21 protein-coding genes, 1 tRNA gene and 1 pseudogene are annotated in these 22,044 nt (G+C 56.2%); 9 read left to right on the top strand and 14 right to left on the bottom strand.

The features are described 5' to 3' along the window. Positions 1 to 141: pseudogene (locus tag ACOYQJ_RS07115) on the top strand (IS5/IS1182 family transposase); the annotation flags it as partial. Here ACOYQJ_RS07115 and ACOYQJ_RS07110 read toward each other — a convergent pair. From ACOYQJ_RS07110 to ACOYQJ_RS07090, 5 genes are all read right to left on the bottom strand, one after another. Further along, positions 133 to 1,296, bottom strand: coding sequence for a restriction endonuclease (locus tag ACOYQJ_RS07110; protein ID WP_422905308.1), 1,164 nt, complete (start codon positions 1,294 to 1,296; stop codon positions 133 to 135). The pseudogene ACOYQJ_RS07115 and the gene ACOYQJ_RS07110 sit on opposite strands and share 9 nt — an antisense overlap. 318 nt (positions 1,297 to 1,614) lie before the next feature. Next, positions 1,615 to 1,800 (bottom strand): hypothetical protein, encoded by a 186-nt coding sequence (locus ACOYQJ_RS07105; RefSeq protein WP_422905307.1) that lies wholly within the window; start codon positions 1,798 to 1,800, stop codon positions 1,615 to 1,617. Next, positions 1,797 to 3,029 (bottom strand): DUF6538 domain-containing protein, encoded by a 1,233-nt coding sequence (locus ACOYQJ_RS07100; RefSeq protein WP_422905306.1) that lies wholly within the window; start codon positions 3,027 to 3,029, stop codon positions 1,797 to 1,799. Before ACOYQJ_RS07100 ends, ACOYQJ_RS07105 begins: the two co-directional genes overlap by 4 nt. Before the next feature lie 108 nt (positions 3,030 to 3,137). After that, entirely contained in the window at positions 3,138 to 3,329 is a 192-nt protein-coding gene (locus ACOYQJ_RS07095) for a hypothetical protein (protein ID WP_422905305.1), read from the bottom strand. 2 nt (positions 3,330 to 3,331) lie between these two features. Next, entirely contained in the window at positions 3,332 to 3,562 is a 231-nt protein-coding gene (locus ACOYQJ_RS07090) for a hypothetical protein (RefSeq protein WP_422905304.1), read from the bottom strand. Between the two features lie 425 nt (positions 3,563 to 3,987). Here ACOYQJ_RS07090 and ACOYQJ_RS07085 point away from each other — a divergent pair, with 425 nt between their 5' ends. The 3 genes from ACOYQJ_RS07085 (at position 3,988) to ACOYQJ_RS07075 (ending at position 7,323) form a co-directional block, all read left to right on the top strand. After that, positions 3,988 to 4,572: a hypothetical protein gene (locus tag ACOYQJ_RS07085; RefSeq protein WP_422905303.1), complete on the top strand. Its 585-nt coding sequence runs from the start codon at positions 3,988 to 3,990 to the stop codon at positions 4,570 to 4,572. A gap of 352 nt (positions 4,573 to 4,924) precedes the next feature. Next, the gene (locus tag ACOYQJ_RS07080) at positions 4,925 to 5,767 is read left to right on the top strand and encodes an HNH endonuclease (protein WP_422905302.1); all 843 of its coding nucleotides are present in this window, start codon (positions 4,925 to 4,927) and stop codon (positions 5,765 to 5,767) included. A 524-nt stretch (positions 5,768 to 6,291) separates the two neighbouring features. After that, positions 6,292 to 7,323 (top strand): hypothetical protein, encoded by a 1,032-nt coding sequence (locus ACOYQJ_RS07075; protein ID WP_422905301.1) that lies wholly within the window; start codon positions 6,292 to 6,294, stop codon positions 7,321 to 7,323. Positions 7,324 to 7,596: 273 nt separating this feature from the next. Here the strand turns inward: ACOYQJ_RS07075 and ACOYQJ_RS07070 are convergent, their stop codons facing one another. The 4 genes from ACOYQJ_RS07070 to ACOYQJ_RS07055 all read right to left on the bottom strand — a co-directional run bounded on the left by ACOYQJ_RS07070 (position 7,597) and on the right by ACOYQJ_RS07055 (position 11,382). After that, positions 7,597 to 8,889, bottom strand: coding sequence for a hypothetical protein (locus ACOYQJ_RS07070; RefSeq protein WP_422905300.1), 1,293 nt, complete (start codon positions 8,887 to 8,889; stop codon positions 7,597 to 7,599). Further along, positions 8,876 to 10,186: a tyrosine-type recombinase/integrase gene (locus tag ACOYQJ_RS07065; RefSeq protein ID WP_422905299.1), complete on the bottom strand. Its 1,311-nt coding sequence runs from the start codon at positions 10,184 to 10,186 to the stop codon at positions 8,876 to 8,878. Before ACOYQJ_RS07065 ends, ACOYQJ_RS07070 begins: the two co-directional genes overlap by 14 nt. A gap of 129 nt (positions 10,187 to 10,315) precedes the next feature. Further along, a tRNA-Asn gene (locus tag ACOYQJ_RS07060) sits at positions 10,316 to 10,390 on the bottom strand. Positions 10,391 to 10,470: 80 nt separating this feature from the next. Continuing rightward, positions 10,471 to 11,382 (bottom strand): MBL fold metallo-hydrolase, encoded by a 912-nt coding sequence (locus tag ACOYQJ_RS07055; RefSeq protein WP_422905323.1) that lies wholly within the window; start codon positions 11,380 to 11,382, stop codon positions 10,471 to 10,473. A gap of 58 nt (positions 11,383 to 11,440) precedes the next feature. Between ACOYQJ_RS07055 and ACOYQJ_RS07050 the strand changes: the two genes are divergently transcribed. Both ACOYQJ_RS07050 and ACOYQJ_RS07045 read left to right on the top strand, forming a co-directional pair. Beyond that, positions 11,441 to 12,733, top strand: a complete 1,293-nt coding sequence (locus tag ACOYQJ_RS07050; RefSeq protein WP_422905298.1) for an ATP-binding protein — start codon at positions 11,441 to 11,443, stop codon at positions 12,731 to 12,733. 249 nt (positions 12,734 to 12,982) lie between these two features. Continuing rightward, positions 12,983 to 13,261, top strand: coding sequence for a hypothetical protein (locus ACOYQJ_RS07045; RefSeq protein ID WP_422905297.1), 279 nt, complete (start codon positions 12,983 to 12,985; stop codon positions 13,259 to 13,261). 16 nt (positions 13,262 to 13,277) lie between these two features. On the opposite strand, the gene ACOYQJ_RS07040 is transcribed toward ACOYQJ_RS07045, so the two are convergent. From ACOYQJ_RS07040 to ACOYQJ_RS07020, 5 genes are all read right to left on the bottom strand, one after another. After that, positions 13,278 to 15,491 (bottom strand): hybrid sensor histidine kinase/response regulator, encoded by a 2,214-nt coding sequence (locus ACOYQJ_RS07040; protein ID WP_422905296.1) that lies wholly within the window; start codon positions 15,489 to 15,491, stop codon positions 13,278 to 13,280. A gap of 1 nt (position 15,492) precedes the next feature. Beyond that, a complete protein-coding gene (locus ACOYQJ_RS07035) occupies positions 15,493 to 16,668 on the bottom strand; it encodes an FIST N-terminal domain-containing protein (RefSeq protein WP_422905295.1) in 1,176 nt (391 codons plus the stop codon). Between the two features lie 45 nt (positions 16,669 to 16,713). Beyond that, positions 16,714 to 17,406 carry a response regulator gene (locus tag ACOYQJ_RS07030; protein WP_422905294.1) on the bottom strand — a complete coding sequence of 231 codons (693 nt, stop codon included), beginning with the start codon at positions 17,404 to 17,406 and terminating at the stop codon, positions 16,714 to 16,716. A gap of 124 nt (positions 17,407 to 17,530) precedes the next feature. After that, positions 17,531 to 17,647 (bottom strand): putative periplasmic lipoprotein, encoded by a 117-nt coding sequence (locus ACOYQJ_RS07025; protein WP_422905293.1) that lies wholly within the window; start codon positions 17,645 to 17,647, stop codon positions 17,531 to 17,533. 31 nt (positions 17,648 to 17,678) lie between these two features. Next, positions 17,679 to 19,499 carry an extracellular solute-binding protein gene (locus ACOYQJ_RS07020; RefSeq protein WP_422905292.1) on the bottom strand — a complete coding sequence of 607 codons (1,821 nt, stop codon included), beginning with the start codon at positions 19,497 to 19,499 and terminating at the stop codon, positions 17,679 to 17,681. 337 nt (positions 19,500 to 19,836) lie between these two features. Between ACOYQJ_RS07020 and ACOYQJ_RS07015 the strand changes: the two genes are divergently transcribed. Genes ACOYQJ_RS07015 through ACOYQJ_RS07005 form a run of 3 tightly spaced genes read left to right on the top strand, consistent with a single transcriptional unit; the run spans position 19,837 to position 21,978 of the window. Beyond that, positions 19,837 to 20,610, top strand: a complete 774-nt coding sequence (locus tag ACOYQJ_RS07015) for a 3-hydroxybutyrate dehydrogenase (protein ID WP_422905291.1) — start codon at positions 19,837 to 19,839, stop codon at positions 20,608 to 20,610. Then, the gene (locus ACOYQJ_RS07010; protein ID WP_422905290.1) at positions 20,607 to 20,945 is read left to right on the top strand and encodes a pentapeptide repeat-containing protein; all 339 of its coding nucleotides are present in this window, start codon (positions 20,607 to 20,609) and stop codon (positions 20,943 to 20,945) included. Before ACOYQJ_RS07015 ends, ACOYQJ_RS07010 begins: the two co-directional genes overlap by 4 nt. Continuing rightward, on the top strand, positions 20,938 to 21,978 hold the full coding sequence (locus ACOYQJ_RS07005) for a patatin-like phospholipase family protein (RefSeq protein ID WP_422905289.1): 1,041 nt from the start codon (positions 20,938 to 20,940) through the stop codon (positions 21,976 to 21,978). The genes ACOYQJ_RS07010 and ACOYQJ_RS07005 overlap by 8 nt, the downstream gene beginning before the upstream one ends. Positions 21,979 to 22,044: the final 66 nt, after the last annotated feature.

Here is a 22,044-nt window from a genome sequence, read left to right as displayed (position 1 = left end):
CGCAACCTGGTCGAGCGCTGCTTCAACAAGCTCAAGAACGCCCGTCGCGTCGCAACCCGCTACGACAAAACCGCAGAGAGCTTCCTTGGTTTTGTAGACATCACGTCCATCCGCCTTTGGGTCAGCCTTTTGTCAACATGACCTAGCTACCAGGCTGGCTTCCACCATCGCATTTTTCAGTATATTTTTGTAGGAATGTTGAATTTCTTCACCTGTAGCGTGGTCAAAAATTTGAAAAATTGGGAGATCCTTAGAGCGTCCCGTGCGGAGCACTTCTTGCACTTTGGTATTTCTCGATGTGGCGAAATGGGAATGGTTTGGATGTTCTTGGTCCGAAGGTATTTCTATTGAACAGTTGAGACAAAGGAATCCACATAGGCTTGGTGCCACTAGAAGTTCGTAACGACTGAGTTCTAAAAAAACTTCATCCAAACTATCGATTGCACTTGATATATTTTCGAGTTTAACCACAAGTTTTGGCTGAAAATTTCTCACTTCCGCCTGCAAGGATTGATACCTATCCCCATAATTCAGAGGGTCATCTGATGGTGAAATGTCCAAGGAAAACTTCATTAGTTGGCAGATCGCAATATCTGCAGGTGACGAAAACCTTAACTCAATCATTTCATTCATTACATTTGGAATGAGGAATTTTTCAAGTTCACTTGGCCCAAAATCTATGCTTCTTGATTTATTCTCAAATCCAAATAATCTGGAAAATCGTGAAATATCTTGCGCATCTAATAGTTCGACGTGGCTCACTCTGGCGAGCTCTAGCGCCGAATTCGTGAAACCGGCTGTAGATATGACACAAGCCGAGACTGTAGAGTAATACACCCTTCCAGAGACGACTTCTTGCACTGCCTTATTGCCAACTGGCTTTGAGTATCTTTTGCATTGGACTGATACTGTCATGGTGTCTCGACTCGCGATCACATCGACGCCTTGATCGCCACTCGCGCGCGTGTTTATGACATCCCAACCCTGCAATTTTATTTGTTGAGCACACCAGTGCTCAAAAATAACTGGATCATCTGGTAATACTTCACTATCTATCCAGCTTTTAGTAAATTTCCACATCAGAAGTGCAAGTTCATTAAAAAGAATCTTCCGCTCTTTATCACTTAATTTACGATTAAAGATGTGGCGTTCAATATTTATAGCCTCCTCTTTCAGTGGCGATATATCAAAATCACCATATTTTGTGAAGCATTTATGATATGTCTTAATCAAAATGGGGCGCAGTGGCACAATTTTTGATTTGACCGATTTTTTTATATCTATATTTTGGAGCAATCTTTTTCCTCGGGGTCTGGCTTGGCGTAGATTTCTGGATGTCAACGCTCAGAATTCATAACAGAGTCTTCCCGGATTGTTTTTTGGGTCAGGTGTAGCGAACCCCAATTTTTGTTGTTAGGATAATCTTGGGTTCTTACAAGTGCTCACCCACATAAAATCAAGTCTTTCTCCAGATCAAAACGGACGCTCTTGCCTTTATCATTTATCTGTTTCGTCTTTTTATCTTGCCCGCACATTGAACCTAAAGCAAAAAAAAAATCTCATAGCCCGCCCGATACTCCACGAAGGAGCACCGGACGGGGCGAGTTTCTTGGGTTAATGGTACCGTCTGGTCAGGACGTAGTCGGCCAACCATTGCCAGTAGTGCTCGGCGTTCCGAAACCCTTGGGCCTGCGCAGCTAGGTCTTCGGCCTTCTTTCTGGGCAGCTTGCCATCGTACTCGATGATGGCTGCGCGCTCCTCAAAGGCGTCGATGTCGGGGATCGGTCCGTCGGCAGTCATGGCAGACAGCTTTCGGGCAACCTCACCTGATCAACGATCTGGCGTTTCTGACTGTCACTGATCCCGGCGGAATAGAGCCCGTAGGTGAGCTTGTTTTCCGACCGGGCAGTCTGATGCCCGACAAGGCTGGCGGTAAAGTGCTCTGGCACACCAGTGCGCTCACATTGGGTGATGAACCACTTGCGGGTCGAGTGGAACACCAAGCCGGGTCCAGTCAGGCCCAGCCTGCCGCGCAGCCGCGTGAACCTCTTTGTCACTTTGTCCGCGTTGACCGAGGGGAACAAAGGCCCGTGACTGGGCAGAGCCTGGACGATCGGCAAAAGCTGGTCATGCAGGGGCACCTCACGTTCTGCCGCTTTGGATTTTAGCAGGCGCTGGCTGTTGGGCCGGACGTTGACAAAGACGCCGAGGTTGCCCTTGGTCGTGAGATCGTCCGCCATGAGGCCACAAGCTTCTCCAGAGCGCAGACCCGTCAGCAGGCACAGGTAGAGCAGGGGGGTGATAACCGGCTCCTTCGCGCTGATCAAAGCCGTCAACTCAGCCTCGGTTGGCACCGCGTAGCTCAGAACCTCAGGCTTGCGATCTACGTTCAGCCTGCCGAAGTCATGCTGCTCCAGATGACCCGTGGCGACACACCAATCCATGAAGTGGCGCACCTGTTTCCAGATCCGTTGCTGGGTCTGAGGCGTGATCCGCTGACTGGTTGCTTGCGAGCGTTTGATCAGTTGCGTCAGGCTGTCTCCCTTGGCGCCTGCCGCTTTGGCGACGTTGGGGCACAACAGGGATATCCGTTGCAGATAGTCAGCTCCGTCCCGAGAATCCAGACTGGCGATCTGCCGGGATCCAAACACGGACACAAACAGTCCCAGACCATAGCGAACCGCCTTGTAGGTGCTGGGCTGCAGGCCCTTGGCGCGAACTCCAAGATAGGTTTTGGCGAGTTCAGCGACGGTTTCCCGACCAGACAGCCTGATCCGCCGAAACCGAGCGCAGGGTGCCTGGACAATGCTCTCGGCGCTCGTGCCCTTGATCTGCTGGTCAGCCGCCGCGATTATCTGATCATAAGCCGTGTTGGCCTCAGCTACCCGCGCCTTGGCCACGCGGGCGTCACCAGTCCGAAGCGATTGCTTGAGCGCTTGCCCGAGGATCGGCTGCAGGTCCTTGGGGTAGTTCCGGCGGTACAGCCAGGTTTGGCGGTGTTTGTAGGCGTACTTGATTTGAGCGGACATAGGTCCTCCTTTCGGGGGCATTCGCCCCCGTTTGGGTGGTGATTGTGGAATTTGTGATTGGGAACAGCCAGTTACTTCATTAAGGACGTTCCTTGCCGTTCTCCGGGGTCAATCCCGGATGACCCTCAGGATCATCGTGAAGTCAGGCTCGCCGTAGTCCCCGGCAAGTGGGCCGGTTCTGGAATAGCCGCTGACACAGTCGTCAAAGACCTCGTCGATCTCGAAGGTGTGCTCCGGGATGTCATCAAAGGCCCGCAGGACGACCAGCATTCCAGGCTTAAGGTTTGGTGTGTTGTGCATGCCTAGACCCTCCGGAACAGGACGTCGGGGAGCAGAGCCCCCAAAGTGAAGGCGAAGGGAAAGGGGAACGGCAGCGGCTTTAACCAGTCCGGCAAGGCGGACAGGACAACGAGCAGGCTGGCCAGCATCGGAGGCACCGAAAGGCCAACCGCGAAACGACGCCGAAGCGCCCAAGCCGTGGTCAGCCGAAAGCCAACCCCAGCCGCCAGAAGCAGCGTGAAGGTTACAGACATCTATACATCTCCATGATGGTTTGTTTGTATAGATGCCCGAAGTTTCTCAGTTTTTTGGGCGAGCAGATTTGGTTGTAACCACGGCTTCGGGACCGACGCTGCGCCATTCATGAACGGCACCTAAGTGCAGGAAGCGGGCATGCCTTAGTCTTCCGACGCTATCGGCAAAAGTTTCCGCGCGAAGGGTCGTCAGGAGGTGCAAATGCATGAAGATCGGGGGGGTGAAATGCAGCCTCACAAACCGGCAAAGACGGTGCAACCAGTTCCTGAGAAGCCCACAGCTCGTCCAGTCACGACATTGCCAACGCCCAAAAGGCCTAATGGGCGGAGCGTGTGACACCTATTTACAGTGTCATAAATTTCAGCTACTGCAATTGCGGCAGCTGCTAATTATCCCATTTAGGCTGTGTGTAGGAGTTAAAAGAATGCAAATCACAAAAGAGTTTGACGACACTGCAGCGTGGTTGAAGGCCCTAACGAAAGGATTGCCTGTGGCGATCATGCCAAATTCCTTGGCCGCAGAGGTCTTGGGCGAAAGCTCAAATGCGATCTCGAAGAAGGTCAAAAAGGGAGATGTTGCGGTCATCTCAATAGGGAAAAACCGTTATATATCAGCTGATTACGTTCATGATCTGGTTGACAAGGGGATCCAGAGAAAGGCCTTAATTATCAAGGGGCTGGAGCGTGTTGCGAGGAATGGATCGACAATCTTTTACGGAGAGTTGATGGAGATGGCGGATATGAACTGGAAAAGCCCGCCTGATCGCGCGAAAATCGGAGCTATTCTGGGGAAGATTTCAAGAGAGAGCTATGAGGAGGACGGCATCCTCCTGTCTTCCTTGGTGCATCGTAAAGGGCCTGAGCCCACGTCTCCTGGTCCTGGGTATATTACCCTGATCGAAGGGATGAGTGACGACTACGACGACCCTGACCTTTATGATGAAGACGATCTCGATGCCGTTATTGGCCGCCATATGGAAGCTGTCTGGGAGCATTATCAGGCGCAATAACAGCCCGAACGTCTTAGTGTGTGGAACCGCTTTCCGTCCTTCGTGTCGGTGCCTGCGTCATGTTGCGTCTTGCAGGAATGTCATAGAAGAGCTGTCACTTGCCGTTCACTTTGACGGCTGCGAGCGTCAGCAACGCGCAGTGAGCGGGCTTTGCAAAGTTACCTGTTTTCCTCGGCCCTCGAAACGTGGGCAGCCGTAATCCCCAATTCGTGTGATTTGCAGCGATCCACCGGAGCAAGCAAAGTGGTGACATCAAAGTTTGGAATTTCAGGTTTCATGAGTTTGACCAGATGCGGGAAAATGTTACAAAATAAATAAAAGGAAAGATGGATGATGCATTGGAGGTGGCGAAGTGATCAATAAACCTACGCTCTCAAATAGAAACATACCTCAACCAATACAGAGACAGGTTAGGCAAAATTGTGGATTTGGGTGCGTTTTCTGTGGAGACATGATCGTTCAGTACGAGCACATAGTTCCTTTTTCTGAAGTGAAGGCGCATGAAGTTGCAAATTTGGTATTGCTGTGTGCAAGTCATCACCAAGAAGTGACAGCTGGTCGAATTTCAAAAGGCCAAGTGAAATCAGCTCAAATAACCCCTTTTTGTAAGCGAGGCCGGAACCATCCAAGCTATAGATTTATTCTAAAGCACAGTCATCAAATAAGGTTTGGAGATAACTCTTGCGTTGTCACAGAAAATGATCGCTATCCGCTGTCGATTGTTGAACTCGGAGAAAACTGCTGGTTCGGGGTTGCTATGGCAGAGGGCCTTCCAGTTTTTTCGGGTACTTTTCCAAACAAGTTGGGTGCCCCCGCCTTGGTTTTAAGAGAGAATGTATTGGAGATTTTAGATACGAACATTTGGGATGCAACTTTGAAGGGGCCTAATTTAAAGATCAGCATGGGACCCAGGAAAATATACTCTCATTGGGAGTTGAAAGGCGGGGACTTCTCTATTCTGAAACAAGTTATGGTTGGAAGTTCCGGTGCAGTAAAAGTTTCTCATAAGGGTAGTGAAATACTGTTGTCTAACGGCAACATTAGCAAAGTTCAACATAACTATGATTTTTGTGAAAAGTATAATAGGCGATCAGGCTTTTTCGCAAGCGAAGGAACTGTACCCCGAGCTGCCTTTCGAATACCAGATACTCCACCGAATTACGCTGTTGATCACTGGCGTTGGGTGTTCACCTAATCGATTAGAAGTCATACTTCGTCTATGCTGTAGTTGCAGACAACGAAACCTGCCTCCGTGCTACAAAAATGGGCAAGGCGAGAAGGGAAAATCGGCTTCCCGCCCTGCCTGCACAAGCGGAACCTGCGACATGCTTTTGGTCGAATGTCTCTTGTGGGCTGGGAGCGCCCTTCGCAGTGATTAGGCGCAACGGTAGCTTTGCGCAGGTAGTTGCCGTTCGTGCCGTCGAACCTGCCGGTCGGGAATGCTATACTACCCATGTTATGAAGGTTAGGTGTTAGTGTAGGAGGTGGAAAGGCGCCTGCCGGTCAACCACGAGACGCGATTTGCGCGGCGGATGAAAGTTTGAGCACAGCTTATCAGAATTCTGCCACGGGTTATAATATCCAGTTTCCGGCCTCGAATAAAAAAATCTAAAATGTTTAAACCCTTCTGCCCCTTGCAGTTTGATCCTTTTGGCTCAAAGGTGTATAAGTCCGCGAACAATTTCATCCGCAAAATCAGAGTGTGTATCGAGATCTAAAATGACAGAAGAAGCCACAGCATTTGCGGTCTTCCTGAAGCGCAAACGAGAACTTTTAGGGACATCATCCGACTACAGTCTGGATTCGATAGACTCAGTTCTTCTCCAGGGGTTGGAGCGGCAGGCCTCGGATGACGAAGACCTTCGTAAAATTTTAGGAGAATTTAAGGACAGGCTGTCAAAAAAACGCGGCATACAAGATACAACCGCCTCAGCGCAAGCATATGAAATATTTGGCGAAGCCGTTGCATACTCTCATCTGTCAAGCAAATTCAAGACCCGACGACTGCCTACGAGACAGGGCGTTGCAACGCCAGATTTTGAATGCCACACGCGTGAAGGAAAAAAGTTTTTTGTCGAAGTTAAATCTTTAGAGATCGTTGATGGCGAGTTTCGATTGTCTGAACTTCAAGAAGGAGCCCTCGAGTCACAGATCGACATTGATAGGCAAATCGCAGAAGGGAAAAAAGTCGCATTCGGGATAAGTGAAACGGCTCCTTACCGAAAATTCAAAGAGATCACGGGCCACTCACCACACAAACAGGCATCTGAAACTATTTCAAAAAAATTGCGCGGAGCATTTAAGTCCAGCCAGTTTAACGAGGGACCCACATTTGGATACGCAATCGTCAACAAGCTAATAATTCCTGGTGGCAAGAACTCTATAACGCCTTACTACACTGAAAAAATATATGAAGATTATTGCTGTATGACCGGCTGTGTTTGGATGGCTACCTTTGGGACAATTGGTATGTTGATCCTCGATCCTTACGAGTTTGAAGGTAAAGGAAACGTCGGAGGTTTGCTGTCTGTTGACGGCTTGTTTTCAGGCGAAGCAAGTCATCCAGCGCAGGGATTAATCTTATCATGCAAAAACTTGAGTGAAGCTTGGGTCGCTGGTTTGGCAAACCCTCATGCTAAGATGTGTGACAATTGGGGCGAAGATGACACCGACCAAGTGCTTCATGAACTATCTGGATATATCAACGATGCAACGAACGAACGCGCGTTCGAACTGGCTCATAGAGATTAAATAATCGAGTTAAGTTTCACCGATGCGGTCACATGGCCCTGCTAAGCCAATGTCAGGTTCGTCCGCGTAGCTTAGATTTACTGCGCAACATGACGGACAGCTTTGGGCTGGGAGCGGTCGTTGCACGTATTTCTCGTGACCGGCAGCGCTAGGCCGCCTGCGCCCGATCCTTCCCTACGGGTCCCATTAATGAGGGGTGGTATAAATAGGGGGCCTAAAGATCATGATCATCTTTATCATTATTTATAATAATCAGTATCTTAATGGTTATCTCTAAGGGTAGGTGATAGAGACATCGGGCACCAACCCGGTGTGTTTCCGGAACACCTGGATCATCACCTCCTGCGCGTCTTGATCATGGTTTCCGTTGACGAGAACAGCGTCATGAACGGGAAGGGCTGTGATGTTTCTGTCCTTCAGGGCCAACAAGACGTCCACGAGGATATCGGCCTCTTTGCGCATCAGCGTCAGTCCGACCCCGGTGCCAAAGCGATGGGCGATGGCCGGGTGCCGTTGATGGAGTGCCGCCTTCAGCCTTGTCAGAGTGATCCGCTTTGGGATGGTTTTTCGGCTGCCTTGGGGCAAGCGGTCCAGCGGCTTGCTGGCGTTGATTGCAGCCTGGAGGACTTTCTTCACACCGGGGCGACAGGTTTCCGGGATGCCGTAGGCGGACAGGTCATAGAGATCGCCTTTGGGGGGCTCCTCACCATCCTGAGCGTAGAGTAGCAGGAGGCCGGTCTGTCCGTAGTCCAGCTCCGCGCAGCTGTCGTCCTCAATCGAGAGGCTGTTGAGGCGCTCTGTGCCGCTCATGGCTTGCCAGAAGCCACCGTAAAGCCTGCCACCCTGACCGAAGTCAGCGTTGTTGAAGATCCGTCTCAGACGGCGATCCTTGGAATTGACACTAGAATAATTGCATTCAATGTCAGCCTGTTGCAGCCAGTCGTTGATGCACTTCAAGTCTTGCCGCAGTCGAAGGGTTTCCTCGGTATCCGTGTACTCAACGAGCGGGCCGGGGCGGTCATTCCGGTCCTTGGCGCCGCGCAGGAGAAGGATTTCCTCACCTTCCGAGCGCCCGATATCCGCAAAGGATATGCCAAACGACGCGATGCGCGACAGAAGCTTGCTGCCCGCAGTCATGACCGTCTGCTTGCCTTTGACCGTAAAGGTCCAACCCTCATCTTTCCCGGTGAAGCCGGGCTTTCCGGGCACAAGCTGGATGACGTTCATCTCAGGGGCGGACAGGACCTTGAGCACGTCAGGCAGGGTTTTACCCATAGCCTTGCCCTTGTAGCGTGACGCCTTGCGCAGCACCTGATGGCTTTGGCTGACGTGCACTCTGCCGCCGGGGTGCTCAAGCTCGCGGTAGATCAGATCGCAGACAATGGCCGCGACCGTTTCGGCGTGGGTAGCCTGAGCTTGGACCGAACGCCTGCGTTTCCGAAGGCCGTGGCACGTCTCGTATGCCTCGAGTTGCTGCATAACCTCCTGCACCAGATCCCGAAGGGCGGGCGTGGCCGGTCGCCGGTGCGGATCAAAGGGACGGGCAGGGGTCTTATTGTCGCTCAAGCTGCTTCTCCTGGGTGGCCTTGTCCATCCAGTCGCGCAGGCTGTCCAGCCCGTAGCCCGAGCCATAGCGCGCGGCCACCTCGGCATTGCTGTGACCCAGAATTGCCTTGCTGATCTCCTCCGGGCACCCAACCCGCCTGAGATCGTCTTTCTTCTTGTGGCGCAGGCTGTGCAGGGACTTCTTCGGGTCCGGGATCACCTTGCGGAAGCGCTTCATCATCAGTGCCGACGCTGCCGTATTGCCGCCCGGACGTCCGTAGCGCTCAAAGATGGCATCGCCTTCCTCCTTGCCCTGCCTGAGCTCCTGCAGCGCCGCTACGACCCGGTCCGAGAGCGGAAGAATCCGCGCGCTGCTGGTTGTCTTGAGGCCGCGAATGGCATTGCTGCGGATATGCAGCGACCTGTCTTGCAAATTGACGTCCTGCACCTGCAGTCCTGTGATCTCCGCCAAGCGTGCCCCTGTCTCCCAGAGTGTCACATAGATGGCCCTCAGGTCTTTCCGTGGACCCATGGCATGGAGACCGGACAGGGCCTCCTCTGGCGTCAGAGAGAGGCGGTCCGTGGCGGTGTTCCCGGCGCCCTTTACCCGCAGATTGTGGAAGGGGTTTTTCATGATCAGACCGCGTTCGTCGATCACAAAGTTCACCACCGCCCGGACGATGTTGATATAGCGCGTGACGCTATTCGGTGACACCCGCTGCAACAAACTGTCCCGGTACTTCAGGGCATCCTCACGCTTGAGCTCCGACAGTGGCAGTTTGCTCAGCTTGACCGCGCCGATTGCGGCCCTCAGATCCTCGCGCGTTTTGTGAAGAGAGTTCTGCAACTTCTTGTTTTGTTGTGCGTCCTTGTAATCGGCGTAAAGCTCAAACGCCTTGTCCAAGGTGATTTTCTCGGCGGGCAAAGAGGCGGAGACCAGATTGGCCATCACCGCTTCGTCTACCTCGTCCTCAAGCTGCTGATGCAGGTCCCAGAGGGCGTATTCCAGGTTCTCGTCGATCACGTCCGCTGACAGCATCTGCGCCGCATCTGACCCGAAGTTGGCCTCAACAATGGCCAGCGTTCTGTCCCGACTGGTCTCGGCCTCCGTACGCTTGAACAGCGCTTCAACCTCGCTGTGCGCCTTGGGCAGCTTGCGGATCATCTCATCATAGCTGTGACCCAGATTGCGATAGATATGGCTGCGTCCCAACCGCGTCACGAGGGCCTTGGGGACATTGCGTTGGTAGCGCAGAAGCCCCGAGGGGCGACGTTGGACATAGCGTGGCAGTTTCATGCCGGAATCATCGGTCGTCATGGGGATGACTGTTAGTCCGATTTTGACAAAACGGGTACCGGTTTTGACCCCAAAGGGTCCAAAAAGGGTCCACTTTTTTGCCAGAAAACCCCTATTTACTTGGCCTGCAAGCAAAACTACGGGGGATTTTGGCTCCGGCGGTAGGGATCGAACCTACGACCAATTGATTAACAGTCAACTGCTCTACCGCTGAGCTACGCCGGAACACGTGGGCCGTATAGCAACCTCGAATCCGGGCGTCCAGAGGCTTTTTCTACAAAAATCAGGTTTTTCGGAAATCGGCTTCAAAGTCGGGAAAATCGGGCTTTGGCGGACAGCGGGCCTTCTGGCGCCACCCAGCTTTTTTGTGTCATGTCAATAAGATGGCTCAGGACATTGCGTTGCGCGGCGCCGAGCAGTGCGGTTGGGGTATCGGTATATATTTTTGCAGCCAACTCGGCGGCGGTTGCCGGAGCTTGAGTCAAGTGCTCCAATATCGATGCTTCGCGGCCAAGCCGATGCTTCAACAGCGCCTCGATGCGGTCCATTGGCTGGGTTACCGGCGCGCCGTGGCCCGCGTGGAAGGTGCTCCAGCGTTCGGTGCTCAGGGTTCGCAGCGAGGCCATGAAATCCGTCAGATCGCCATCGGGCGGTGACACCAGAGAGCTGGCCCATCCCATGACCAGATCGCCGGAAAACAGGATATCCCCCCAGGCAAAGCTGAGATGGTTGGCCATGTGGCCCGGTGTGTGAAGGGCGCGCACCTGCCATCCAGCGCCTTCGACCGTTTCGCCATGGGCCAGCGTGATATCGGGGGCAAAGGCATGATCGACGCCTTCGCCTCCGCCAAGCAACCCTTCGGCAGCGAGCAGGGTCATGGCTTCGGAGCGTCCAGCCTCGGCAGATCCGAAGCCGAGAATCGGCGCGCCGGTGCTGGCCGAAAGCGCGCGCGCGAGTGGGGAGTGATCGATATGGGCGTGGGTGACAAGGATGTGGGTGATCTGCTGACCGGGCTGAACGGCGGCGAGGATCGCTTGCAGATGCACAGGATTGTCCGGTCCAGGGTCAATCACCGCCAAATCCGTGAAGCCCAATAGATACGTGTTGGTTCCGCGATAGGTCATTGGTGAGGGGTTCGGCGCAAGCACCCGGCGCAGGCCCGGAGAAAGCTCATCGGCGGTGCCGGCGACGGGGCGGAAATCGGGTTGCGGATCGATCACGGCAGGGCTCCTTTTGGCGATGGTGCTGGCGCGCACGCCGCGATAGGTTTAGCGCATGTCGTTCCAATGGCTCAAACGCTATATGCCCCGCAGCCTTTATGGCCGCGCCGCGCTTATCCTTGTTCTGCCGGTTGTCACGTTGCAGCTGGTGGTGTCTGTGGTGTTTATCCAGCGCCATTTCGAAGGTGTGTCCGTTCAGTTGAGCCGCGAACTGGCGCGCGCCGTAAACCTTGCGGTGGCAGAAAACGCGCGCGGTGCCGAAGTGTTTCAGGCGTTGGATCTGCGGCTGACCGAAATTGCACCCACTGCGGTTCCGGACAGCGACAGGCGGCGGTGGTACGATTTCACCGGAATAGTGGTCATTCGAACCCTGCGGGCGCGCATTGACGGACTTGAGCGCATCGAACTGCCGGATGATCGCGATGTTCGGCTTTATATCGACCACGGCGACAAGGTATTTCTGATTGAAGCCAGTCGCGGCAGAGTTTCCGCTACGAATCCGCACCAACTGCTTGTGAATATGGTGGTTTTCGGGCTCTTGATGACGCTGATCGCCTACGTTTATCTGCGCAATCAATTACGCCCGATCACGCGGCTTGCAGAGGCGTCAGAGGCCTTTGGCAGGGGGCGGAACGTGCCGTATTCTCCCTCGGGGGCCATCGAGGTGCGCGCCGCTGGTCACGCATTTCTGGATATGCGCGCCCGGATTGAACGTCAGATCGAACAGCGCACCATGATGCTGTCCGGGGTCAGCCATGATCTGCGCACGCCGCTGACAAGGATGCGGTTGGGGTTGTCGCTGCTGGACGATGAAGACCGGGAACCGCTGGAGCGCGATGTCGATGACATGCAACAATTGGTCGATGCCTTTCTGGAGTTCGCGCGTGGCGACGCTGAAACCGCCTCGGTCGAGTCGACAGACCCGGTGGCGCTGCTTCAAGGGATCGTGGACAATGCCCAAAGGGCGGGGCAGAACGTGTCTTTGGCGGAAATCTCGGGCGGTGGGGAATACCCCTTGCGGCCGCGCGCGCTGCGCCGCGCCGTCGAAAATCTTGTGGGGAATGCCATTCGATACGGTACCCGCTGTGAACTTTCCGTGGTCATCACCGCGAAATCGCTGCGCATTCGGGTGGAAGACGATGGGCCGGGTATTCCCGTCGACAAGCGCGAAGAGGCGCAGAGACCTTTTGTGCGGCTTGATCCAGCGCGCAATCAGGACAAGGGGTCTGGCGTCGGGCTTGGGCTTGCGATTGCGGCCGACATCGCCCGGGCGCATGGTGGAGTACTTCGGCTTGGGGAAAGCGAAAAACTGGGCGGGTTGCGAGCCGACATTGTGATAGCACTTTAGGTGATGATTTAGGTTTCTCGCGCAACGACTTGAAATGAATTAATATTGATCCTCTATACAGAGTGGATTTCGTCTCAACGCTGCCAACTTTTTTCTAAAATCAAAGAGGATGTTCATCTTTCTGCCGTTTACCTGACATGGAATCGATCAGTGCCGCTTTCAGGGTTTGGAGTTAGCGCCGCACCCTGACGCGGTTTGATCTTTTTGCCTGTTTGCCGGTTTGGCCGGCCTGTTCCGAAGGAAAGCCCCATGAGCATCATCGCACTTGTAACCGCTTCTGCCATTGGCCTCGTATCCCTGACAGCGCAGGACGTTCCCGCGCCGAAAGATCTGATGCTGGCGCAGGCCGCGCCCTATGTCAGCACGCAGAGCGTGATGGTTCCAAACGGCGATTACAAGACCATGGCAAACGGTTGTACCTATCGCCGCACGCAAGCGCCCGGATATCCGGTACGCTGGATCTTGGTGGTGAACCCGAGCCGCATTGGTCTTCCGGCGGCACCGGGCCGCTGTCGCGGCATGTTGTGACACGGGAACGCCGCCGTCAGGCCGGAGTCATCCGGGCGGCGGCGGTTTCCAGCAGGTGGCTGAGTTTCTGCCGATCAATCGGTTTTTGCAGAAACGTGATGCCAAGCGCAGCGCAGGTTTGACCCAATTCTGGCGCGCGATCCGCCGATACGATGGCACAGGTCAAAGGGCCAAAGCGTGCCTTCAGGGTTTGATACAGGTCGATCCCCGTCGCACCGTGCCCAAGCTGATGATCCAGCAGCAGCGCATCTGGCGTGATTTCAAGATCGTCCAGAAGGGCAATGGCCGAATCCGCGTCCTCGGCCTCGATCACATGGACACCCCAACTTTCCATCAGCACCGTAATGGCGCGCCGCATCTGCGGGTCATTCTCGACCAAGAGCGTGATCATCCCGGCCTGCGCCAGCGAAATCGGACGCACCATACGCGGGGTCTTGTTGCCCGATGGCGCGGCTTGTCCTGCAATGGGCAGGTTGACCATGAAACAACTGCCGCGTCCCGGCTGTGACCACAGACCAATCGGATGGCCAAGGCGGGCGCAGGCACGCTCGACAATCGCCAGACCCAGACCCAACCCATCATTGTCCGACGCATTGGTATCAAGCCGTCGGAATTCCTCAAAAATCGCGTTTTGATCGTCCTCGGCGATGCCGGGACCGGTGTCCCAGACCTCAACCCGGGCCGAGCCTCCGTTGCGGCGCACACCGACCAGAACCCGTCCCTGATCGGTATAGCGGATGGCATTGGCAAGAAGGTTCTGAACGATCCGGCGCAGATAACTTGCATCGCTTTCGACGCTCAGATTGCAGTCCACATAGCGCAGTTCCAACCCCTTGTTTGCGGCCAGCACCTCCATCTCGTCGACCAGTGGGCGCAGTATGTCGTGCAGGGATACGGTGCGGATGTCGAAACTGATGCCTTCACCATCCAGCTTGGAGATATCCAGCAGCGCGTCGATCAGGGATTCGGCGCTGGTCAGGGCGCTTTCGGTCTTGGCCAGAACCGAGCTTTCATGCGCCGAGGTGCAGCGGTCCGACAGCGAGGCGATATAGAGCTTGGCCGCCGAAAGCGGTTGCAACAGATCGTGACTCGCGGCAGCGACGAACCGCGTCTTTGAGGCATTGGCGCGCTCGGCGGCGGACAGGGCATCCTCAAGCTCAAGCGTCCGCTCCATCACGCGCTGTTCGAGGATCTCATTGAGTTCATGCAGTTTTTGCGCCGCTTCGCGTTCGGCCGTCACATCCGTGACCGAAATCACAAAGCCACCGTCGGGCATACCTCGCCCAAAGATCTGCAAGGTCATCGTGCCGTTGCGGCGGATCTCGAAGCTGATCTGGGCGCGCGGACCATCGCTGCGCGCCCAATAACGAAAGCCCTCGCGGTCGAGCCCGCGGGTAAAGACGATGTCTTCGTCAAACAGATCGACCAGCGCGAAAAACGAGGCACCCAGATGCATTCGCCGGGCGGGCAGGGCCAGCAGGGTTCCGATCTTGTCATTCCAGCCCACCAGACGGGCGTTTTCGTCAAAGATGCAGACGCCCTGATTGAGGTGGTCAAGCGTCGCGCGGATCATCCGGGTCTGTTTGTCCCGCAGCTTGGTGCGTTCCTGCCGTTCCAGCCGGATAATGTCGGTGACGTCGGTTTGCAAAACCACCGTGCCGCCATTGGCGGTGCGATGTTCCGAAACTTGCAGCCAGCGGTCGTTGGCCAGCTGGACGTTGAACATCACGTGCCGGTCCTTGTGGCGGCGCATGCGCTTTTCCGACCAGGTTTCCGGCGTCAGATCCGCCGGCATCGCCAGATAGCGCGAACGGCTGACCCGCTCGACATAGCCGCGAAAGGGCAGGCCAGGGCGCAGATCAATCACGGTATCGCGGAAATCGCGGCAAAAACGGGAATTGCACATGACCAAAACGTCGCCGGGATCAAACAGGGCAAAACCTTCAGAGACCGTCTCGATCGCATCGGCAAGGTTGCGGCGGGCGGCCTCGGTGTCTTGGTTGGCCTGAGCAAGCTGGGCGTTGGATTCGTGCAGCAGATCCAGCGTGCGTTCCAGCTCCAGTGTGCGCACCCGGACCCGCTTTTCCAAAAGCGCGGCGCGTTCGAATTGTTCATAGGCCGCGCCCGAGGGCGCGCCGCCATGCTCGACCCGGCGCATCAGGGCATCAGCAATCTGGATCAGCTTCTCGTTCTGCCGTTCAAGCGAGTCGTCAGGGTTGATCAAGGACATGTCACGTATCCTCAAGCGGGGGATAGATGGCGACCCCGGTCAGCGTCTGATTGACGTGCAGCGATCCAATCTGTTCGCCGTAGGTCGAAAATCCAACCACATGGTGCCGGGTCAATATCTCCGAGATTTCGCGGTTCTTCTGGTTTTCCCCGGCCTCGATGCGGCGCAGCAGGCAATCGCAGGCAATGATATGATCCGGTGCGCCATCTGTGCCCAGCGCGGTCAGGCGTTGATCCAGATGGGCGGCGATGTCCTGATGGTCGGCAAGGGTCAGCACCATGCCTTCGTCGATGGCCGAGAAAAACACCAGATCGCCGTTCTCATCCACCCGCTGGATTGAACGCACATGGTGGCTGTCGCCCAAACGCACGACCACCGGATGCGCCGCGAAGGTGAACTGCGACAGCTGGTTTGGATCTTTTCCAAGCAGACGGGCGTATTCCTGCGCGGCGGGTTCGGCGTTGATTTCCCGCACGATGCGGCGATCGGGATCGGCGGCGGTGACAACCATCCGGGTGGCGGTCGGGACAAGGTGATCGAGACTGAACACCCGCACCGGGCAACGTGAACGCACCAGCGCCACCAGCGCCGCGTTCTGCCGAACCGTGCCATTGCGCGACAGCCATGTGGCATGGAAATTCGCGCCATCGCCGGCCGAGCCGCCAAACAGCGGCGTCGGTCCAAGCCCGGCCGTCAGAACCGAGGTCAGATGCTCCTCGCGCAGTGACAGACCATCGACCATTAGAAAGGCAAATTCCGAGCTCATTTCCGGGGCGCGCTGGTTCAGCTCCATCCGGCTTTGGATCAACCGGTCGATCAGCGATTGTTCGTTCAGGTTGTTGAGGTTGTCGATCACCAGAGTATTCACGGCAAAATTGGCCTCGGGAAAACCGATGGCGACGATCTGACCTTCTTCATAGCCGTGTGCGCCCAATTCTCCGGCGGTGGTGCAGGCCATAACGTCCGCCCCGCCAAAGGCACGGTGGGTGTCGCGGGTCAGTGCCGCGAAATCCGCGTCGGGAGAAGCAAACAGACAGACCAAGGCAAATGGTCCCGGACCAAGACGCGCTGCCAAGGTGCCAGCTCTGTCAGGCCCTGTGCAAGACGCCTGAGCGACGCGCAACGCGGTCCCGGCGGCTGTTTCCTCCCTCGTGGAGCCGTTTTGTGCTCCGTCCAAGTCTGCGATCCTTGTTGAATTGGGCTAGAGCGGCAGGATGCGGCCTTATTCGGCAGTTGGCAAGACCCGGTTAAAACGCGCCTCTTGTGCCACAAGAACTGCCTGCGTGCGGCTGTGGACGCCAAGCTTGCGCATGATGGCCGTGACATGTGCCTTGACCGTGGTTTCGGCGATCGACAGGTCATAAGCGATCTGTTTGTTGAGCTTGCCTTCGCAGATCAGATGCAGAATGCGCGCCTGCTGGTTGGTCAAGGACGCCAGCCGCACCAGTGCATTGTCGGGCGCTGGTTCCTTGCCCGCCTGCGGGTCGATATAGCCATCGGGAACAAAGGCTTGCCCCTTGGCCACCGCCTCGAAGGCGCGGCGAAACACCGAGCGTTGTGAATGCTTAGGGACAAAGGCATCGGCCCCGGCCTTCAACGCGTGGCTGATCATCGAGTTTTCCGCCATCGACGAGGCAATGATGATCGAGGCCTTGGGCGCGGCATTGCGCAGGCGCACCAAACCATCCAGCCCGTTTACGTCCGGCAAGTTCAAGTCCAGCACGATCAGCCCGATTTCGGGATCCTGAGAGATGACCTCGAGCGCCTTTTCCAATGTGCCAGCGCTACGGATTTCTTCAAAATCGGCGATGGATTGCAGCGTCAGCGTCAGCGCATCGCAAAACAGCGGGTGATCATCGACAACCAGCGCCGATCCCAACCCGTCTTCGGGAAACTTCTGTGCCGCGTCACTCATCGTTTCTGCCTCTCCTCCTCGTAGATCCACCATAGGCGAGGGGGACGCGAAAGGAACTAGGCGAAAAGTACTAAGGGCCGCTGGAAAAAAGGGGCGTTCCGCAAAGGCCGCCCCATGCTGATGGTCAGAACCAGCTCGACACGCGCTGCGCCCCGCGCGAGATATCCTCGCCCACGCCTTCGACGGTTGCACACCCGCCAAGAAGCGCTGTGAGCGCGATCAACACCACTGCTCGTTTCATCTCTGCCTCGTTTATTCTTGTTCGAAAGACCTTACTGGTCCTCCCACCACCATACATCAGGCTGGAATCCGATCCAATCGCCATAGGCGGGGATACGCTCGGGGTAGTGCAATTCGGCGACATGGGCGATGCGGCTGACATCGAATCTGTCCTGAATCGGGATCACGTAGCGCCCGGAGGTCAGGACACGGTCAAGCGCGCGCACGGCAGCGATATAGTCGTCGCGGCTTTCGGAATTGAGCATCTTGTCGATCATCGCTTCGGCGGCGGGGGAACACATGCCCATCCAGTTGCGCGATCCGGGCACATCGACCTGATCGCAGGCCCAGTATTGCAGCTGCTCGTTGCCCGGAGACAGAGACAGGCCGCGGCGATAACTGGTCATGTCGAAATCGAACTCGTTCGTGCGTTCCTTGTACTGGGCGCTGTCGATCTTGGTGACTGTGGGTTCGATGCCCATGCGTTTGAGGCCTTCGACATAGATGTCGATCATCGCATCATCTTCGCCGCCGCCCGCTCCAAGCAGGATATCAAAGGTGAAGGGTTGTCCTTCGGCATTCTTCAGCACGCCGTCCTGTACGGTCCAGCCTGCCTCCTCCAACAGCGACAGCGCCTTGCGCAGATTGGCGCGGTTGCGGGCGCTGCCGTCGCCTTTGGGCAGGGTATAGCCTTCAAGCGCGCCGGGCAGCAGCTCGTCCTTGAAAGGGGCGAGAAATTCGGCGACCAGACCGGTGGCGGGGCCTTCCTGCATGCCAAGCAGCGAGTTGCCAAAATACGATGTGATCCGTGGTTGCAGCGACCCCGAGACGGTTTCGTTGATATATTCAAAGTTGAAGGCGGTGATCAGCGCCTCGCGCACGCGCCAGTCCTTGAAGATGTCACGGCGGGTGTTCATCACGAAACCGCTGATCCCGGTTGGGCGGGCGTGTGGGATTTCCGATTTGACCACCTTGCCGGACTCAACTGCGGGAAAGTTATACTGCTGCGCCCATTTGACCGGGCTGGTTTCGCGGTTGGAATTCAGCAGACCGGCCTTGAACCCCTCGAATTGCGCAGCGCCGTCGGAAAAGAACTCCAGCCGGATGGTATCCAGATTGTTCGTACCCTTGCGATAGGGAACATCGCGCCCCCAGTAATCCGGGTCGCGTTTCAAGGTGACATAGCGGCCGGCTTCGAAATCTTCGATCACATAGGGGGCAGAGGTGATCGGAATGGTGTCGAGGCCGGATTGGGTGAAATCCTTGCCCTCCCACTGTGCCTTTTTCATGATCGGGCGCATACCGACCAACAGCGCCAACTCGCGGTCTTCGACGTTGAAGGTGAACTTAATCTTGTGTTCGCCGGTCTGTTCCATGCTGGCGATCTTGTTCCAGACACCGTGATACCGGGGGTGGCCCAGGGTGCCGAGGGTCTCATAGCTCCACATCACGTCTTCGACGGTGACCGGGCTGCCATCCGAGAAGCGCGCCTCGGGGCGCAGGGTGAATTCCACCCAGTCTCGATTCGGGCCGATGTCGATGGATTCGGCCAAAAGCCCGTAAAGCGCAAAGGGTTCATCCCAGTTGCGGCCCATAAGTGACTCATACGCCAAAAAACGCAATTGCCAGGGCGTTGACCCTTTGAGGATGTGCGGGTTGAGGCTGTCAAAGCTGCCAACTTCGCCAGTGACGATGGTTCCGCCGGTCGGCGCATCGGGATTTGCATAGGGGAGCGACACAAAATCCGGTGGCAGTTGCGGGTCGCCATACATAGCTATGCCATGCTGCGGTTCGGCCAAGGCCAAAGAGCCCGAGAGAATCAGTGCACCGACCGAAGTGGCCGTACCCAGCGTTCGGAAAAAGTTTAGACACATTTCGAAGACAATCCTCTACCGCTCTTTGTTTATTACCGCTGACCGTACCGGGGCTTTTACGCCTTTTCAAACTTTTAGCTTGGACTCGGGCGCCGATTTGCTTATAACAAACTCACTGCTCGATAGGTTTCTTGCCTGTATGAAACCTGCCTCAATGACTTAACCCCGGCTTCGGCCGGGGTTTTTTTCTGGGCGGTTTCCAGTGATCCACACCATGGTCAGGCCATCGGGCGTTTGGTTAAATAATCGTGAACGCCTTTGGATATTGGCGGTTTCGCTTTTGCTTTCGGGTCGGGAGGTCTAGTCTTGCTGCAAAGCAGCATTCAAGGAGCCTGCCATGACACTTAAGGGAAAAACCGCCGTAATCACCGGATCAAACTCGGGAATCGGTCTGGGAATCGCGCATGAGATGGCCCGCGCAGGCGCGTCGGTCGTCATCAACTCGTTCACCAACAACGACGAAGATCACGCGCTTGCCAAAGAGATCGCAGAAAAGCACGGCGTCGAGGTTCGGTATATCAAGGCGGATATGTCCAAGCCGGACGAATGCCGCGCGCTGATCGAAAAGGCGGGCGCTTGCGATATCCTGATCAACAACGCAGGCATCCAATACGTCGCGCCGATTGATGAATTCCCGACCGAGAAATGGGACGCGATCATCGCGATCAACCTCAGCTCGGCCTTTCATACCACCGCCGCCGCCTTGCCGATGATGCGCAAGGCCGGTTGGGGCAGGGTGGTCAATATTTCCAGCGCGCACGGGCTGACCGCCTCTCCGTTCAAATCCGCCTATATCGCCGCCAAACATGGCATCGTGGGCCTGACAAAGACCACCGCGCTGGAAACCGCCGAAGAGCCGATCACCGCCAACGCCATTTGTCCCGGCTACGTTCTGACCCCGCTGGTCGAGGCGCAGATCCCCGCCACCATGGAGAAATACAACATGGGCCGCGAAGAGGTGATCAAGAAGGTCATGCTGGAACGCCAACCCTCCAAGGAATTCGCCACGGTCGAGCAACTGGGCGGCACGGCGGTTTTCTTGTGCTCGGAGGCGGCGGCGCAAATCACGGGCACGACGATTTCCGTTGATGGCGGCTGGACCGCGCTATGAGCAATCCAGAGGCCGGGCGCGACAAGCTTGAGATCGACAATATGTTTTTGTGCGGCTCGCGGTTGACGCGGGTCAGCCTCAAGGACAGCTTTTTTGGCGACGCGCATCTGATGGGTGCGCGTTTCGAAGATGTGAACGGAACCGGGCTGGCATTCGACAACGCCAACCTCAGCGGGGCGCGCTTTCATAACGTGAACCTGTCAGGTGCCATGATCGACGCCGCCACGCTTGAGGGGCTGACGATCACAAACGCCAATCTTGCAGGCATGACCATCGACGGCGTCTTGGTCAGCGATCTGTTCGCCGCATACAAGGCGCAATCCAAAAATGGCTGATCCTGTCCGCATAAATCTTGCCCTTCAGGGTGGCGGCGCGCATGGCGCCTTTACCTGGGGTGTGCTCGATCGCTTGCTTGAGGAAGAGGGGATCGAGATCGCGGCCATCTCTGGCACCTCGGCAGGGGCCCTGAACGGCGCGGCGCTCAAGGCGGGGATGCTTGCCGGGGGGCGCGAGGGCGCGCGTGAAAACCTCGATTGGCTTTGGGAACAGATCGGCGCGCTGGATGACGCCGTTTTGCCCGCCTGGATGCATCCTTGGCTGCCTGATCCGGGTATGGTCAGCAAAAGTCTGGAATATTCCGTGCCCTACGCCATGGGCGAGGCCATTGGGCGGATGTTTTCACCCTACGCTTGGGGGCCGACCTATCGCAATCCGCTGGAACGCATCGTCGACAAATTCGACTTTGACAAGGTCTGCACGCATCAAGGCCCCGAGCTTTTCGTCTGCGCGACGCAGGTGCGTAGCGGCAAGATCCGCATTTTTACCGGCGACAAGATCAGCACAAGCGCCATCCTTGCCTCGGCCTGTCTGCCGACGATGTTTCAGGCGGTTGAACTGCCCGACCCCGAAAGCGGTGAGATCGAGGCATTCTGGGATGGCGGCTATACCGGCAACCCGGCGCTGTTCCCTTTCTTTGAACCGCAATTTCCCGACGACCTGATCGTCGTCAACATCAACCCGCTTTACCGAGAGGCCATTCCCGTTACGCCGCCGGAAATTCAGAACCGGATCAATGAGATAAGCTTCAACTCTTCTCTACTGCGTGAACTTCGGGCAATCGAATTCGTGCAACGGCTTCTGGCCGACGGCGCGGTGCAGCCGGGGCGAATGAAAGACGTGCGGGTGCATATGATCGCGGACGATGCGCTGATGAACGAGCTGTCCGTGGCCACCAAGGTCGTACCCGTGCCGACCGTGATCGCGCAACTCAAAGCCGCCGGGCGTCGGGCCGCGGGTGACTTTCTGAGCGAATTCGCCGATGATATCGGGAAGCGCCAGACAGCGAACCTTCGCGCTATGTTTGGCTAACGGGGCGCCTTCGTTCTCAAAAGGCCCAGTATCTTGCGGACATTACCCAAGGTGCAGGGGATAGAA

This window comes from Pacificoceanicola algae (genome assembly GCF_049341065.1).
Classification (GTDB): domain Bacteria; phylum Pseudomonadota; class Alphaproteobacteria; order Rhodobacterales; family Rhodobacteraceae; genus Pacificoceanicola.
This window is presented reverse-complemented; position numbering and strand designations above follow the sequence as displayed.